Source organism: Leptospira dzoumogneensis, from assembly GCF_004770895.1.
Taxonomy (GTDB): domain Bacteria; phylum Spirochaetota; class Leptospiria; order Leptospirales; family Leptospiraceae; genus Leptospira_B; species Leptospira_B dzoumogneensis.
The window spans coordinates 125216-140989 of the sequence record NZ_RQHS01000022.1 but is presented as its reverse complement, the minus strand read 5'-3'; the positions used below and the strand labels follow the sequence as shown (position 1 = coordinate 140989).

Below are 15774 nucleotides of genomic sequence, written 5' to 3'. Positions count from 1 at the left end.
CTCCGTTTTGCCTTAAAGCCCAAAGATTGCGTAAACGGAACAGAGGAGACTCCTATGAAAACACTTAGGTCGATTCAGAAATCCTACCGAAGTTTAGCGATTTTGCTGTTTTCCTTCTTTTTGATCACATCTCTTTTAGGAGATGAGGTGAGACTAAAATCCGGGAAAGTCCTAAAAAATCTCAAACTGGAGAAGGAAGCGGAAGAATATTATATATTTAGTTTAGAAGATTCCATCCCGATCCGGGTTCCAAAATCGGAAGTCGCAAGCGTCCAGGCCGATGGTAATGTGCAGGAATTGAAGGACCAAAAACAGATCTCTCAAAAAAGAAATTATGACCTGATTTGGACCCAGTCTTTGACCAATGATGTATTCATCAACGGTAACAGTTTATTCGGAAATGCTTTTGATAGAAGAGGAGATCTTCATTATTCTGAACTTCCTAAATCATTGATCTTGGATACGATGGTGAATATTCCCACTCCTGTGGAAGGTTTACAACTGATCATCAGGGATTATTCTCCATTGACCGGAAGAACGAACAGAGATGTGGACGGAGTTTTTCAATCACATCCGTACGGGCCGGGAGTTGATCAGGAGAAGGTTGCGGAAGATCCGAATACGAACAGATTGAGAAAGGAGCCTAACGGATTGAGAGAAGGTCTTGCCACTCTTCTCAATTACAGATGGTCCACCAATCGTTTAGGAGATTGGAATGCGGGTTGGATCTATTATGCGAATAATCAGCCTAGTTTTGCTCTAGGACTTTTTACTTTCGGCTGGGCATTGCCTGTGTTGAAGTATATTCATCCGACTTATACCTATAATGTGAGAGTGACTTCTGAAAGGATCGGCGGTTCAAATATCGCAGGGGAGAAGGACCTGGAATCGGGATATCCCACTAACGCGTTTAATGGTACCACTTTTCATAAATTCTCGGTGTTCCATGACTATGAGATCACTGAAAATTTTAAGATCCAACCAGGTATAGATTTCGGGTATCAGTACTATAACGATAATATAGATAGAAGGTCCGGTTTTAAGAATATAGACTATAAGGTAACCGTAAAGTATTTGGGATTCTCTTTCTCGCTCACCGACGTTTACAGGCCGAACACTTATATGATAGATAATAACTACTATTATCCGAATAATGTAGGAGGCCAAACGGTCGGAACCGTGCCTGGCGCAACCTGGGTAGGTCCATTAACAGGGAATTCTAATGATGGATTGACTATAGATCCTTCTAAAGGTTATGGATTCGTGAACGATCTTATCTTAAGTTCCATCCAAAATTCCGGATTAGATCCTAATGTAAAGCAGGCTCTTGTGAACAAACACTTAGAACAAAAGATCCCGCTTCATAGTATTATCTGGTCTTTCGGATATTCTATCAGGATCTAAATAAAAACCGGAAGAAAATATTAGAAATGAATGATCTGTTTTCTTCCGGTAACTCTTTTTAAGGATCAAGAAGCTCTTCCGATCTTGGTAGCTTCTTCCACTTCCACAAGTTTTCCGGTTTTCACATCGTAGAAGTATCCGTAAACAGGAATATCCTTAGGGATCAGAGGATGGTTTCTGATCCTTTTCACATCATCTACCACACTTTTTTCCAGACTTTCAAATGTTAGAAAGGAGATGAATCTAGCTTCATCCGATCCTCCTGATTCTTCTTTATTCTTCCATCCGCTGGAATCTACGGTTGCGGTTTTTAGACTTTTTTCCAAAAGGTTGCGGATGATCTGGTCCGTGAATAATGCCATTCCGCAGTCTGAATGATGGATCACGAAAAATTCTTTCGTGCCTAAAAGTTTATGGGAAATGATGAGAGATCTGATCGCATCGTCACTCGCTCTTCCTCCTGCGTTTCGTATAACGTGAGCATCTCCTTCGGAAAGACCCGCATACTTAGCCGGATCCAATCTTGCGTCCATGCAGGTCAGGATCGTAAAACTTCTGGCAGGGGGAAGTGCCAATTCTCCCTTTTTACCGAACTCGGAAACGTACTTCCGATTCGCCTCTATGACTTCTTCATGCACTTTGCTGGTTTCTTTTTGCAATACAGTTGAGTTTGACATGGCGGATATTGTATCCGTAATAACGGATAAATCTGCTGATTTTAGTGAAGAAGCTAGAAAAAGAGTCTTAGAGTGTATAATTGGTTAGAGAGAAGCTCAGTATTTTGTGAAGGGTGGGTAGTTCGACGGGGTGTATCGCGTGTTGGAATTTCTAGACAGGGCTTTTGTACCTTTATTTTAGTTTTGGAAATAATTAATTTCCAAAACTTGCTAAACTTCGATTTTCCGTCGAGTTTACACCAAGCATGAAATAACGTAAAAAGATTTGAAATGAGAAGATAAACAAAGGTTTTAGATATTCTTCCATATATATTATACTTTAAGAATGTATAGTTTTTCATGAGATCTGATTACTTTAAATAAAACGAATGTTTTAACTTATTTATAAATTTTGAAACTTACTCTCAAGTTGAAGGATAAAAAAATTCTAATAATCTAACTTTTTCTCCCTGTAGGCCTTGACCTATTTTAATTCTAGAACTATTCTAAGCGGAAATTTTGTCGGCGATGTCGTATGAAAGTATCTTTGTTTTCGCGAATCGATTCCAAGTTTTTAGGATATATATTTCTTATATTCATTTTTTATTGTATAAGCTGCGGTCCTAAAGAAAAGAAGGACACAGACTTAACGGAACTTACCTATATTCCGAGCGGGATTTTGGGATTACCCGATATACCTGTCCCTAAAAACAATCCTCAATCCAGCGATAAAGTATCGTTAGGCGCTAAATTATACTCAGACAAAAGATTCAGCTTGGATGGAACAGTTTCTTGCGCTACCTGTCATAAACCGGAACAGGCATTTGTAGATAAACTTAAGGTCTCTAAAGGTATTAAAAATCTTACCGGAACGAGAAATGCACCTACGGTATTAAATGCAGCCTACTATAGAACACAGTTTTGGGATGGAAGAAGGAACGATTTAGAAGCTCAGTCCAAAGATCCTCTCTTAAATCCGGTAGAGCATGGTCTTTCCAGCCATGACGATCTTATAAAGATCGTAAGATCGGATCCGGATTATACTTCCAAGTTCAAGACAGTCTTCGGAATAGATCCGGATTCTATCGGAATCGATCATGTTGCCATGGCGATCGCATCTTTTGAAAGAACGATCATTTCCGGAAATTCTCCTTTTGATCGTTATAGATTCGGAAAAGAAGAAAAAGCATTATCCGAGTCTGCAATCCGAGGTTTGAATCTGTATATGGGGAAGGCAAGATGCCAAGACTGCCATATGATAGGAGAAACATACGCGATCTTTATCGATGATAAATTCCATAATTTGGGAGTTGGCTTCAAAAGAATACAGCCTAAGTTAGAAGAGATCCTCCAGAAAAAGTCCGAATCAAAAAACAATCCTACTTCCGATGAAGAAATACTTACCAATATAGAATCTTCCGAGTTGGGTAGGTTTGCGGTCACAGGAGTTAGTGAAGATCTGGGAGCATTTAAGACTCCAGGTCTAAGAAATATAGCATTAACTTCTCCTTATATGCATGACGGAAGTTTAACAAGTCTAGAGCAGGTAATCGATCTGTATGATAGAGGTGGGGAGTCGAATCCTTTTTTAAGCAGTGGTATTCGTCCTTTAAGACTTAGCGGTCAAGAGAAAGCGGACCTTGTGTCTTTTTTAAAATCCTTAACAAGTCCGGTTTTGCCTAATATGCCAAAATGAGGAAGGACCGGAAATATTCCGACGGGAGGGAGTTATGGAAGAAGGTAAACTGAGCAGAAAGGATTTTTTGCGCGGAGCCGGGGGATTACTCGCTGCGAGTATCGTTCCGATGAGTTTGGTGGAGATCGCCTGTGGAGGAAGAGGTAAGGGTACGCATGAAAAATTTACCTTTGCATTCATTTCGGATCCTCACCTAACACATATTAAGGGAACAAATTTCGTTCGTAATTTCGATAGCGGTTTGAATAAAGCGATCGAAACGGTGAACCTAATGTTCCCGAGGCCTGACTTTGTAGTATTCGGAGGAGATCTGGCCCAGTTGGGAAAAAGAGAAGAACTGGATCATGGTATGGAACTTCTATCCAAGCTTAAAGTTCCTGTAAAGTTTGTGATCGGGGAACATGATTATTATCTAGATCTTGGGAAGTATTGGCAGGATAAGATCAGCAAACTCAATTATTCCTTCGATCATAAGGGAGTCCATTTCGTTGTCCTGAATAGTATCCTGACTTATGATACTTGGATCAACCGTTGGAAAACTCCGGAAGAAAGAATGAACGAGATGGCTCGTTTGGATAACCCGAATGGTTCTCCTTTTATGGTGGGAGATGATCAGATTTCTTGGCTGAAAAAGGATTTGGAGAATATAAAAAGCGGGACTCCGTTAGTTGTTCTTTCCCATTCTCCATTATATAAAATCTATAAACCTTGGAATTTCTGGACGGACGATGCGGAGAAGATCCAATCCATTCTGGATCGATTCGATAATGTGACCGTTTTTCACGGACATGTGCATCAGGTCTTGTACAACCAGATCAAGAATATAAGTTTCTACGCGTTAATGTCTACCGCTTGGCCTTGGCCTTATCCTGAAAGTTATACACAGTCACCTCATTATATTCCTAAGATGACCGTCTTCATGAATCGTCAGGATCCGTTCCATGAGAGAGACGGAACCGGTTGGGCATTCGTAAACATGGATAATGCAAGAGAGGAAATGCATTATAAACTTTGGGAGAATAAGGATCGGATCGTGAAATACGACGAATCCGCAGGACATCCGGTGGATTCTACTTACCAAAAGCCCGAATCCAGGATACTTCCTCAAACTCATTATTAGGAGAATCTTATGGACGATCGGCATACTCTTGGAAATAGATCTAAATCCAAAATTTTACTAGGGATTTTCATCTCCGTTTTCTTTCTGATTTTCGGGACGGTGTCCTTGGTCTTCGGAGATGACTGGGACAAATCCAACGAAGACAAATGGAATGCTGCATTCATGGAGACGGTGGCTCGTGGAGAAAAACTTTTCCATGGACCTGAATTAGGAGGAAATACGGTACAGTGCGCTATGTGTCATCCGAATGCCACCAATACACATCCGGAAACTTATCCTAAATTCCAGAAACAGATAGGTAAGGTTTCCACATTGAGGGAGATGATCAACTGGTGTATCCAGAATCCACTGCAGGGAAAACCTTTGGCCTATGACGATCCTAAAATGATCGCATTGGAAGCATATATCATGTTCGAGAGAAGGAATTCAGTCTTAGCTCCCGGAAAACATTAAGGAAAATGAATATGATTCGATATAGTCCGTTTTTAGGAATTCTTTTCGTTTTATTTTTCTCCTTGGTTTTTTGCGGATCCGAGATCAGTGATTCCAGATGTAAAACGGATTTGGAAAAAGGGCTCTCTTTATTCGGAACTGTAGAGGATATGCATGCCGAAAAAGCGATCTCTATGAAAGAATCTTTTTCCTCCGGAAGCAAGGATCTGCTGTACGTTCCCTTCTCCGCTAATGTAAAGCTTAAGGAAGATGTTCGTAACTATGTTCATCATGCCCAGGAGGGAAGATATCACAGGGAATATGTCGGCTGGGTAATGCAAAATTCCGCAAACAAATCCGGAACGGAGAAGCTGTTGCATTTTTCATTACTCGCAAATCTTTCCTCTTCTCGTTGGTATGATGCAAAAAGCGGGGAGATCATTCCTTTGAAAGGAGTTTTGAGATACAAAAAAGAAGAAAACAAATGGGTCTCCTTAGGTGCATTTGATAATTAAAATTTTTGAATATGCAATGACCGGGACCGGATCGTTTTTTCGGAAAATGAGAAGGTCCCGCTTTCATTACCACGACATTTGATCCGCAGGTCCGCTTGCGGATTCTTTTTGTTCGAGAAGGACGGTATATTCTTCTCGAATAAAAAATTAATGAGAAACACGTTTATCGCTTTTTTTGCGGGTTTTGTCTCCGATCCATTGGAATGTTTGGACTAAGGCGATCAGAACAAAAACCGTCGCGAACATGATATCGTCCTCGTATCTATAATATCCGAATCGGATAGCAAGATCTCCTATTCCTCCTCCACCCACGATACCTGCCATTGCGGAATATCCTAATAAACTGATGGTTGTGACCGTAATTGCAGAATAAATTCCCGGAAGCGCTTCCGGTATCAAAACTTCTCTGATGATCAAACTTAGTTTTGCCCCTGTGGAAACTGCTGCTTCTAAAACTCCTTCCGGAATTTCTCGTAGAGATGTTTCCACTAACCTGGCTAAGAATGGGATTGCTGCTACTGAAAGCGGGACTGAAGCTGCGAGCGGGCCGATTGTAGTTCCTACTAAACTTTGAGTGAGAGGGATCAGTGCGACTAATAAGATCACAAATGGAATGGATCGGATCAAATTTGCCAATACTCCGAGAACTGCATGGAAGAATCGGTTCGGAATAAATAGTTTTTTGTCCGTAAGATAGATCAAAAATCCTAAGGGGATCCCGAATACCAAAGCGGAAGACAGAGAAATCCCAAGCATTAAGAAGGTTTGTCCGAATGCGTCGACTAATTCAGGATATAGTTCTATCCATTTGGAAAGATTCATCTGAAAATTTCCTCCACGGTTGCACCGTATCGAACGAATGCGGATCTGATCGTATCAGTATTATCGTTTAAAGGATCCGTTTCAAAATAAAAAACGCCGATCGGTCTTCCTGAAATATATTCTATCTTGCTGTAAATTATATTCGGGACCTGATTCGTAGCACGGATCACTTTTCCAAGTACGGGTTCTGTAGCGATCTCGTTTTTCAGGACTACTCTTAATATTCTACCTTCCGTTCTAGCTAAAGTTTCTTCCGGAATGGAATTTGTGAACGCATGTCCGGTAAGTTTTTTAGTAATCTCTTGAGAAGGATCTGCAAATAGGGAATATACCGAGCCTGTTTCTATGAGTTTGCCTTTTTCTAATACTGCTACGGAATCGCAGATCTCTCTGACCACGTTCATTTCATGGGTCACGATAAGTATCGTAATAGAGAACTTTTTATGGATGTCTCTCAATAATCCCAAAATAGAGCGGGTGGTTTCCGGATCCAAAGCCGAGGTGGGTTCGTCGCATAAGAGTAGAGTAGGGTGATTTGCGATCGCTCTTGCGATCCCCACTCTTTGTTTTTGTCCACCGCTAAGCTGGTTCGGATAGGAATCTATTTTGTCTTCCAGTCCGATTAAGGATAAAAGTTCGATCACTCTCGCGCGGATCTCTTCTTTTTTCCAACCGGATGCTTTTAATGGGAGCGCGATATTATCGAAAACTTTTTTATTCAAGACCAGATGAGACTGTTGGAATACCATTCCCACCTTGGACCTATGATGTCTTAGATCTTCTCCCCTTAAGTGGGAGATATCTTCCGATCGGAAAAATACCTGACCTGAATCTGGAGTTTCCAATAAATTCGCGAATCTAAGCAAGGTACTTTTTCCGGCACCTGTAGTTCCTATAATACCGAAAATTTCTCCCTTATCTATCTTTAAGGAGATATCCTCGATAGAAGGATGTGAAGATTTCGGGAACGTTTTAAAAACGTTCCGAAATTCTAATATAGTTTGGGAGTTTTCTTTTACTTCCGTTTTCCGAACCATTCCGGTTTTTGGAATCCTTTAAAATCGTTATCTATAACCGTTTCGAAGTTTTCAGACTTTACCGCCTCGACTATATCTTTGGCGAATATGCTGTCTTTTTCTTGTTCACGGACCACGATGATATTTTTATGCTCTTCCGCTAACTTTTCTAAGATTACCGCTTTTGTCAGATCCAAACCGGAAGCGAGTGCGAAATTTCCGTTGATCGCGGAAAAGTCCGTGCTTTCCAAAGATCTAGGAAGTTGGGCCGCTTCTAATGGTAAGAATTGGATCTGTTTTTTGTTTTCAGTAATATCGCTTAAAGAAGCTTTAGTCGGACTTGCATCCGGATTTATTTTAATAAATCCTAATTCTTGGAAAAGTTTCAAAGCCCTTAACAAGTTAGTAGGATCATTCGGCAAAGCTATGGATGCCTTCTCCTTTATATCCTTAGGATTTTTGGTTTTTCCGGCAAACACGGACATCGGAGCGGTAGGAATATTGACGATCGCACTTAACTTTAGATCCTTATCCGCAGTGAATTTTTTCAGATAAGGAAGATGCTGGAATAAATTCGCATCTATATCACCGGAAGCTAATGCAAGATTCGGTTGGATATAATCGCTGAACTGAACGATCTCTATCTTGTAACCCTTCTTCTCTAGATCCGGGAAGACACCTTTTTTCAGAAGGTCTCCGTAAGGTCCTGGGCAAATCCCTATCTTCAGATTTTTTCTATCGCCGGGAAGATTGGGGGCTTCTTTCTTTCCGCAGCTTATAAAGAAAGGAAGAAGGACAAGTAATATGATAAATAGTTTTCGATTCATTGATTCACCTAGTCGGAATTAGACTAGTCCAAGGATTTTCAAATCTGCTCTTCTTGGATAGTAGAAAAATCTGCTATATTGGATAAAATGTTTAATATAACTCGAATCCCGAAATATATGTTCCGTGCATAAATTCGGCGACGGAGAGTTATACTCTGCGTGGTAGGAACTCCCTAGGGCAAGGATTCCGCGTATTCTTTCAGTTTAGACAAAAATCTGTCCGCTTCCGGATAGGCCAGGTGGAGCGCGTCACTATCTTCGTAGATATCTTTATTATCAATAAACCATAGATATTGAGAAGGAGGAAAATTTTTCAGAACAGTTTCTCTGGTCCTAGTTTCTTTGGCGGAAATAAGAATTTCAGGATGCATAGGCATTTCGAAAAATATAGGACGAACACCTTTGGCTTCCAATTCTTTAAGGGTAGAAGATAGATACGTCATTCTATCATTTAACTTTTTCTGCTCTACAGCGGCTCCGTACCAACGTTTTACTTCCTGCAGATGTTCTTCTTTTAATTTTTTGGAAATTTCGAGAGCTTCTTTTTCTTGTTTAAGTCCCGGTTTTGCGTCTGCGGTAAAAAAACGATCCGTAAATTGGATCACAAATCCAACGGCATAGTTCAGAGGTTGTTTTTCGGATCTAAGGACAGGGAAATTCCTTCTGGTAAATACAAAAAACGGATCCGTATTTTCATGAGAAAATTTTTCATTTTCTTTTACGGAAAGTTGATTAACCTCTATCAAAACGAATTTGGGAGAAGTATCCGAATTTTTTAATATAGATAATCCTGTTAGCGCGCCTTCTCCCACTAAGGAAAGATTGAACCAGCCTGAGTTCGGTTTAGGTAACATTCTATCCGACATGGAAGAGCCGACGATCACATATTTGGAATCTTTTCCTTCCGTTAAAAAACTTTCCACCCGTACACGATTATGCTGCCACCAACTCTGTTTCGGTATCTTTTGGGGAGAAAGAAAATACACAAAACCGGAATATAGACCTAGGAAGATCAGAAAGAATAGTATAAGTCGGATAAAAAATTTCATAATTAAAACTGAAAATAGATAAATGCGGCAGAAGGCCCCTTGTTCAGAACGATCATAAATAGCAAGAATGCATAACCGATATTCGAGACCTTCTCCATTGTTTCTTCAGGATACTTCTCCTTATACCATCCATAAAAATGATAGAAGAGCACCGGAATGGAAAAGAATATTAAAAATGTGCAAAGTTCCCAGTCGGTTCCTAAACTTAAATTTGTGCCTAATAGTTTCAGATACTTAACCGCTGTCTCAAAATCCGGCAAACGGAATAATAACCATAAAAGGGAAACACTTAAGAATACAAACCCGGCTTTTATAAAAGAAAAGAATCGATTCTCTGGAAGTTTGAATGGAAGATTTTGATCTAAAAATCTTTCTACCAATAATAATAATCCGTGGCCTATCCCCCAGACCATATATCTCCATTCCGCACCATGCCATAGTCCGCCCAAGGCCATTACCAAGAATAGATTTATATAAGTCCTGAAGTTTCCCTTTCTATTTCCGCCCAAAGGAATATACAAATAATCCCTTAGCCAAGTAGAAAGGGAAATATGCCATCTTCTCCAGAATTCCGAAAAGTTAGAAGATATATAAGGAAAATTGAAATTGGTAGGGAGCCTATAACCGAATAAGAATGCAGTTCCGATCGCGATCAAAGAATATCCTGCAAAGTCCGCAAAAATTTGAGCGGAATAACCGAAGATCAACAGAATTAAGGTCAAGGTAGAATGATGGGAATTATAAGGAAAATCGATCACGAATGTGAGATCGTTCAGGTTATCTGCGATCACGGTTTTCAGAAAGTATCCAAGTATTAAGATCTTTGAAGCTTGGATCCAAGGAATGTCCTTGAAGTCTTTCATTTTTATCTGAGGAAAAAATTCTTTCGCCTTAACGATAGGACCTGCCACCAACTGAGGGAAAAAATTAATATAAAGAGAAGATTGTAAGATCAGTTTAGGGTAGGGAACCTTCTCTTTGAATATCTCAGTACCTATCCTGTAAAAATCCACCACCATGCTGATCCCATGAAAGGTATAAAAAGAAATACCTATCGGAAGCGGTATTAGAAAAATCCAATGTAGATCCGAGGATCCCGAACTTCCCAAAAAGGTTTTGGCGAATAGCCCGCTGTATTTGAAAAAGAATAACACGCTTAGATTTAGGACCACGCCTAAAGCCAAGACTGCCTTTTTATATCTAAAGTCCGGGGTCTGGATCAGATATACGATACTCGCATTCCAGAAGATGGAAAATAAGAGCAGAATGAGTAACCAAGGATCAGTGTATGCGTAAAAATAAAAACTAGCGCCGACAACCGTCAGAAGTTGGAATCGTTTTAAGAAAGGAAGATAGTAAAGAGTAAAGGTAATTAATAGGAATATGAAAAATCCAAAACTATTAAAATTCATGGGAAAGAAAATCTGACTGGTTCAAATTCTTTCCTGGGACCCTTAGGTCAAGAACCTATTATGCTTCTCTGGCTTCCTTTACCAAAAACATTTCGATCTCTCCCTTGTTCTTAGCTTTTATCAATCCTCTGGACTCGCAGATAAAATCTTCTCTCACAAAATGGAAGGTATCTAAGGAGATATTCACTTCTCCGGCGACTCCCGAGCTCTCCATACGACTTGCCGTGTTGACTGTGTCTCCCCAGATATCGTAAGCGAATTTTTCGGTACCTATCACTCCGGCTACTACGCTTCCTGTATGGATACCCAAACGTAATTCCCAGGTAGGGAGGCCTAGGTTCTGTCTTTCTATTTTTTGCTTTTTCATGAATTGTTGGAATTCCAACCCGCAGAAAACCGCGTCCCTTGCGTGTGTATTATTCGGTGTAGGAAGTCCAGCAACGGCCATATAGGCGTCCCCAATGGTTTTGATTTTCTCTAAACCGTATTTTTTGGCGATCTTATCAAACTCCGCAAAGAAGAAGTGGAGTTCCTTCACTAATTCTTCCGGGCTCATCTTTTCCGCGATTTGAGTGAACCCTGCCATATCGGTGAATAACACGGTAACACTATCATAACGTTTTGGTTGAACAGTATCGTTCATTTTTAATTCATCTGCGATGGATTCGGGCAGAATGTTTCTAAGCAGATTGTCCGATTTTTTTCTCTCTATATTCAGGTTCCTGCTGAGTATGAAGATCAGTATGCCTGTCAGTATCTGGACGAAGATATAGTTTCCACCCAGGTCCATGTATTCCGTATCTCTATCTTTTTGTGGAACGATAAAATTCGGATAAAAATATTCGAATATGTATAAGGAACCGGTGACAAAAGCATAAAACCCGTAAATGAAAAATATATTATGATTTTTTAAAAGAATGGTGGCGATCACCAATGCAGGAATGAAATAATAATGATTCCCCCCGTTAGAGCCTCCATGCAGGAACCAAAGAGAGGATAGATAAGCCAGTATGGTCAGATTTAAAGGCCAGAAAAGAACGTAATATATATTCTTAAATCTGGAAAAATAGTACATAACGAGCAGGATAGAACCGGAGATCAAATTCAGAAGAATTACGCGGTGAGAATATTCCGTTGTCTCTTCGAAGATGGAGCCTAGGATATTCAAACTTCCGTTCACTAAGGAAATTGCATTGAATAATCTATGTTCAAGAGAGTTCTTTTTAGGATCTCCGAAGATCAGATAAATAAGCTGGATTAGCTTTTGTTTCATAAAATTTTCCGGGATTTGAGAAGTTTAAATTTTGAGCCGGGATAAACCTTTCATACTTCGGAAAAAATTGCAAGCTTCAACTGGAAAGATCGGACACGATCCTGTCTCCGAAATAAAAATTATACAAAGCTTTTAGAATGGGAAATATGCCTGCCCCTTTCGCCTTGGACTGTCTGGAAATTTGGAATAATATCTTCCATTGGGAGAATAATATGGAATATCTTTCTTGGATCGAAAATCTGGGGTCATATATATTCGTGGATTCGGAAGTGACTCCGTTCAATTCCACTATATGTAGATCTTTTCCTTCTAAAAAATCTTTGAGAGAGGAAAAGCGGATATCGTATCTTCCGAAATAAAAACCTGAAAATGAAGAGGAGATCTCATGGATCTTATTTTCCAACTCAGGTGTGATCCATTCGGAGCCATCCAGGAATAAAGTTCCTTGGCAATGGTTCCCGGCTTCGGAAAGGCAAATGATCTCTCCTAGTTTTGGGATCTTGTCCCAAGTTTCTGGAAATCTTTTTTGAAATGTTTTTTTCTGTATTTTAAATCTAGGATGGTTTTCTATTAATTGGGAGAGGGTGGAGATCCCATTTCCCGTTATCTTCGGAAATACTTTTCTGGTGATGGAAAATATTCTACCTTTAGATTCATTCGGATATCTATAGTAAAAAACTCCTACTTCGAATGGACCGGGATGGAATTCCTGGATAAGCAAATCTACATTTGATTCCAGTAAACATTCTTCCAAATGTTCCCGGTTTTGGATTTTTCTGACTCCTTGCCCTCTTTGTCCGGAATCCGGTTTGAGTATGACTGGAAAATCTAAACCGATCGAATTCATTTTTTCTAAAATACTATTTATATCTTTCGAATCTTTGGGAACGAAAAAGAATTTTAATACATGGCGAGGATCGATTTTTTGTAAGATTTGGTCTTTTGATTCCCCTACGAGTCCTCCTAGAGGAATATCCGGATTTGCAGAAACGATTGTTCCGAATCCTAAGGAAGAAAGTGAGCCGGGCCTGATAGAACGGATGGATTCGAATGCGATATAAGGGATCAGAGGCAGATACAATTTCCAAGTAGGCCAGAATTCCATAGGATCTGATTGCCTAAGAAGATCTTGTTCCGTCTGAGTTTCTAACATTATATGACCGGATCCCAGGATAGAATAAGTTGATTTGAATTATACTGCAGTGTGGAAATTGCAAACCCAAAACTTTCCGGAATGTCTTCAAATCCAAGATCATGTTCGAGTGCGACTCTTATGATTGCTTCATGATGGATCGTATGTTCTTGTACATAGAGTAGTTCTCTTTCCCAAGAGGAATTTACCACATTCTCTAATCCGGAAGAAGAGTGGACTAAATAGGAAACTTTAACTTCTTCTTCCCAATCTCTTAGATCGTATTCTTTTATTAATTCAAGAAGTCGATCCGCGGCCGCTCTTGGAGAATTTTCATAAAGAGGATTTCTTTCTCTTTGGTCATAGGAAACAAGTCCGGTATCATATCCGTTTATTAATGCTTCCGCAAATTCCAAACAATGGCGGACCTGCTTGCCTATACTTGCACCTGATAATAGATGTAATGGACGAGTATAATTCCTTTCCGAGATCCTAAGGAGTAAATCCGCAAATCTCGAAAAAATAATCTCGAGTGAATCGATTAAGTCTGATTTCGTCTGCCTCATTGAGGGAAACTTCGAAAAGCAGTGGTTTAGGTTACAGCGCAGAATAAAAAAACGCCCGCATAAAGCAGGCGTTTTTCAAAGAAAGTATTCGATTTGATATCAACCGAATTTTCCGGAGATATAATCCTCTGTTTCCTTTTTGGAAGGATCGTGGAACATCTTTTTGGTTGTATCGAATTCCACCAAACGACCCATATAGAAGAAACCGGTATAATCGCTTACTCTGGCAGCTTGCTGCATATTATGCGTCACGATCACGATCGTATATGAATCCTTGAATTCGGAGATGAACTCTTCCACCTTTTTAGTGGAGATCGGGTCCAATGCGGAACAAGGTTCATCCATTAGGATCACTTCAGGATTCATTGCGATAGCTCTTGCGATACATAATCTTTGTTGTTGTCCTCCGGAGAGTCCAAGCGCGCTATCGTTCAGTCTGTCCTTGACTTCTTTCCAGAGTGCGGACTTTCTCAAACTTTCCTCTACGATATGATCCATTTGGTCTTTTGAGACTCCACCGTTCAGTTTCAGCCCGTAAGCGATGTTCTCATAAATGGATTTAGGAAAAGGGAAGGACTTTTGGAAAACCATTCCGACCCTTTTTCTGAGTTCCACAACGTTCATTAGAGGATCGTAAATATTGATACCGTCTATTTCCAGTTTGCCGTTCACTTTAGAACTATCGATCACATCGTTCATACGATTGATGGATCTTAAAAAAGTGGATTTACCGCAGCCGGAAGGTCCGATGAACGCAGTGACCTTCTTCGCATGGATTTCTAAAGAGATATCATGCAATGCCTGGTTCTCACCGTAGAAAAAGTTGAAATGGCGGGATTTTATTTTTACTTTTGTGTCTTTCATCTGCGATTAACTCCTCGCATCTCCAATAAAAACGTTATACATGGGCCTTGCCCCTGGACTTCCTGATTCTGTATCTTAAGAATGTAGCGAAAAAACTCATCCCGAAGGTAAGTATTAATAATACGACTGTCGTTGCATATTGTTTCGGCATTGCTGCGTCCACATCGGGGGATTGGGTCGCCAACACGAACAAATGATAGCCTAATTGCATGAACTGATCCGATAGGTGAGAAGGTAATTCCGGTAGGGAATATACAACTCCTACGAATAAGATCGGAGCTACTTCTCCCGCACCTCTTCCGATCGCAAGGATCGCTCCAGTTAAAATTCCGGTTAAAGAATTCGGCAGGATCAATTTCCAAATGGTCTGCCACTTGGTTGCACCTAACGCGAGACTGGATTCTCTCATTTCTCTCGGAATACTTCTCATGGTTTCTTCTACGGAGATAATGACTACAGGTAAGGTGAGGATCGCAAGGGTTGCAGCGGCCCAGATCAGAGCGGGTTTTCCCCAAACCGGAGTGGTGTTATTCGCAACATAATCCATTCCTTTTCCCAGGAATTGGATGAAAAATCCCACACCGAATAGACCGAATACTATGGAAGGAACTCCTGCCAATGTATTGATCGCGAATCTAACAGTCATTGCGAACTTAGAATCTCTTGCGGTATATTCGGAAAGAAAGATCCCGGTAGCGGTTCCGATCGGAATACTGAATAAGATCATTATAAAAACTAAATATACAGTTCCATAGATCGCAGGAAATATCCCGCCTTCTAAGTTATTATTCCTTGGCGCTTCCGTCAGGAATTCCCAGTTAACACCTGAAATTCCTTTATAGAATATATTTCCCAGCATAAGAAGGACCGCCGATAAGATGAGTCCTGTAGCTAACATAGGAGCACCGAGAGCTAATATGGAATAAATTTTATCTTTAACGACTCTTCTTCTTTTAAGTCTGACTTTTTTCCATTTCAAAGAGGTTTACC

Annotated in this window: 16 protein-coding genes; 5 read left to right on the top strand and 11 right to left on the bottom strand. The window is 40.2% G+C overall.

Annotation, left to right across the window (positions count from 1 at the left end; all coding sequences use genetic code 11):
• Positions 1-147: 147 nt before the first annotated feature.
• Positions 148-1404, top strand: a complete 1257-nt coding sequence (locus EHR06_RS17605; protein ID WP_244288649.1) for a hypothetical protein — start codon at positions 148-150, stop codon at positions 1402-1404.
• Between the two features lie 65 nt (positions 1405-1469).
• Here the strand turns inward: EHR06_RS17605 and EHR06_RS17600 are convergent, their stop codons facing one another.
• Positions 1470-2081 carry a beta-class carbonic anhydrase gene (locus EHR06_RS17600; RefSeq protein WP_135758207.1) on the bottom strand — a complete coding sequence of 204 codons (612 nt, stop codon included), beginning with the start codon at positions 2079-2081 and terminating at the stop codon, positions 1470-1472.
• A 514-nt stretch (positions 2082-2595) separates the two neighbouring features.
• On the opposite strand from EHR06_RS17600, the gene EHR06_RS17595 reads away from it, so the two are divergent.
• From EHR06_RS17595 to EHR06_RS17580, 4 genes are read left to right on the top strand one after another with little or no spacing between them, the layout of a single operon-like run.
• Positions 2596-3756, top strand: a complete 1161-nt coding sequence (locus EHR06_RS17595; RefSeq protein WP_135758206.1) for a cytochrome-c peroxidase — start codon at positions 2596-2598, stop codon at positions 3754-3756.
• A 34-nt stretch (positions 3757-3790) separates the two neighbouring features.
• Complete coding sequence (locus EHR06_RS17590) at positions 3791-4876, top strand: metallophosphoesterase family protein (protein ID WP_135758205.1); 1086 nt, start codon at positions 3791-3793, stop codon at positions 4874-4876.
• 9 nt (positions 4877-4885) lie between these two features.
• The gene (locus EHR06_RS17585; RefSeq protein WP_244288648.1) at positions 4886-5329 is read left to right on the top strand and encodes a c-type cytochrome; all 444 of its coding nucleotides are present in this window, start codon (positions 4886-4888) and stop codon (positions 5327-5329) included.
• A gap of 11 nt (positions 5330-5340) precedes the next feature.
• Complete coding sequence (locus EHR06_RS17580; protein WP_135758204.1) at positions 5341-5823, top strand: hypothetical protein; 483 nt, start codon at positions 5341-5343, stop codon at positions 5821-5823.
• Between the two features lie 147 nt (positions 5824-5970).
• Here the strand turns inward: EHR06_RS17580 and EHR06_RS17575 are convergent, their stop codons facing one another.
• From EHR06_RS17575 to pstA, 10 genes are all read right to left on the bottom strand, one after another.
• Positions 5971-6645 (bottom strand): methionine ABC transporter permease, encoded by a 675-nt coding sequence (locus EHR06_RS17575; protein ID WP_135758203.1) that lies wholly within the window; start codon positions 6643-6645, stop codon positions 5971-5973.
• Complete coding sequence (locus EHR06_RS17570) at positions 6642-7682, bottom strand: methionine ABC transporter ATP-binding protein (protein WP_135758202.1); 1041 nt, start codon at positions 7680-7682, stop codon at positions 6642-6644. The genes EHR06_RS17575 and EHR06_RS17570 overlap by 4 nt, the downstream gene beginning before the upstream one ends.
• On the bottom strand, positions 7661-8488 hold the full coding sequence (locus EHR06_RS17565) for a MetQ/NlpA family ABC transporter substrate-binding protein (protein WP_135758201.1): 828 nt from the start codon (positions 8486-8488) through the stop codon (positions 7661-7663). Before EHR06_RS17565 ends, EHR06_RS17570 begins: the two co-directional genes overlap by 22 nt.
• 173 nt (positions 8489-8661) lie before the next feature.
• Positions 8662-9537 carry a hypothetical protein gene (locus EHR06_RS17560; RefSeq protein ID WP_135758200.1) on the bottom strand — a complete coding sequence of 292 codons (876 nt, stop codon included), beginning with the start codon at positions 9535-9537 and terminating at the stop codon, positions 8662-8664.
• 2 nt (positions 9538-9539) lie between these two features.
• Complete coding sequence (locus tag EHR06_RS17555) at positions 9540-10949, bottom strand: MBOAT family O-acyltransferase (RefSeq protein ID WP_135758199.1); 1410 nt, start codon at positions 10947-10949, stop codon at positions 9540-9542.
• A gap of 58 nt (positions 10950-11007) precedes the next feature.
• On the bottom strand, positions 11008-12222 hold the full coding sequence (locus EHR06_RS17550) for an adenylate/guanylate cyclase domain-containing protein (RefSeq protein WP_135758198.1): 1215 nt from the start codon (positions 12220-12222) through the stop codon (positions 11008-11010).
• Positions 12223-12298: 76 nt separating this feature from the next.
• Complete coding sequence (locus EHR06_RS17545; protein ID WP_135758197.1) at positions 12299-13375, bottom strand: ATP-grasp domain-containing protein; 1077 nt, start codon at positions 13373-13375, stop codon at positions 12299-12301.
• Positions 13375-13920: a hypothetical protein gene (locus EHR06_RS17540; protein WP_135758196.1), complete on the bottom strand. Its 546-nt coding sequence runs from the start codon at positions 13918-13920 to the stop codon at positions 13375-13377. Before EHR06_RS17540 ends, EHR06_RS17545 begins: the two co-directional genes overlap by 1 nt.
• Before the next feature lie 99 nt (positions 13921-14019).
• A complete protein-coding gene (gene pstB / locus EHR06_RS17535) occupies positions 14020-14784 on the bottom strand; it encodes a phosphate ABC transporter ATP-binding protein PstB (protein ID WP_100707948.1) in 765 nt (254 codons plus the stop codon).
• 34 nt (positions 14785-14818) lie between these two features.
• Positions 14819-15763: a phosphate ABC transporter permease PstA gene (gene pstA, locus EHR06_RS17530; protein WP_135758195.1), complete on the bottom strand. Its 945-nt coding sequence runs from the start codon at positions 15761-15763 to the stop codon at positions 14819-14821.
• Positions 15764-15774 lie beyond the last annotated feature (11 nt).

Bases quoted from the DNA above. Each gene is read 5' to 3' on its own strand.
- EHR06_RS17600 (WP_135758207.1), bottom strand. From the start codon at position 2,081: ATGTCAAACTCAACTGTATTGCAAAAAGAAACCAGCAAAGTGCATGAA.
- EHR06_RS17595 (WP_135758206.1), top strand. From the start codon at position 2,596: ATGAAAGTATCTTTGTTTTCGCGAATCGATTCCAAGTTTTTAGGATAT.
- EHR06_RS17590 (WP_135758205.1), top strand. From the start codon at position 3,791: ATGGAAGAAGGTAAACTGAGCAGAAAGGATTTTTTGCGCGGAGCCGGG.
- EHR06_RS17585 (WP_244288648.1), top strand. From the start codon at position 4,886: ATGGACGATCGGCATACTCTTGGAAATAGATCTAAATCCAAAATTTTA.
- EHR06_RS17580 (WP_135758204.1), top strand. From the start codon at position 5,341: ATGATTCGATATAGTCCGTTTTTAGGAATTCTTTTCGTTTTATTTTTC.
- EHR06_RS17575 (WP_135758203.1), bottom strand. From the start codon at position 6,645: ATGAATCTTTCCAAATGGATAGAACTATATCCTGAATTAGTCGACGCA.
- EHR06_RS17570 (WP_135758202.1), bottom strand. From the start codon at position 7,682: ATGGTTCGGAAAACGGAAGTAAAAGAAAACTCCCAAACTATATTAGAA.
- EHR06_RS17565 (WP_135758201.1), bottom strand. From the start codon at position 8,488: ATGAATCGAAAACTATTTATCATATTACTTGTCCTTCTTCCTTTCTTT.
- EHR06_RS17560 (WP_135758200.1), bottom strand. From the start codon at position 9,537: ATGAAATTTTTTATCCGACTTATACTATTCTTTCTGATCTTCCTAGGT.
- EHR06_RS17555 (WP_135758199.1), bottom strand. From the start codon at position 10,949: ATGAATTTTAATAGTTTTGGATTTTTCATATTCCTATTAATTACCTTT.
- EHR06_RS17550 (WP_135758198.1), bottom strand. From the start codon at position 12,222: ATGAAACAAAAGCTAATCCAGCTTATTTATCTGATCTTCGGAGATCCT.
- EHR06_RS17545 (WP_135758197.1), bottom strand. From the start codon at position 13,375: ATGTTAGAAACTCAGACGGAACAAGATCTTCTTAGGCAATCAGATCCT.
- EHR06_RS17540 (WP_135758196.1), bottom strand. From the start codon at position 13,920: ATGAGGCAGACGAAATCAGACTTAATCGATTCACTCGAGATTATTTTT.
- pstB (WP_100707948.1), bottom strand. From the start codon at position 14,784: ATGAAAGACACAAAAGTAAAAATAAAATCCCGCCATTTCAACTTTTTC.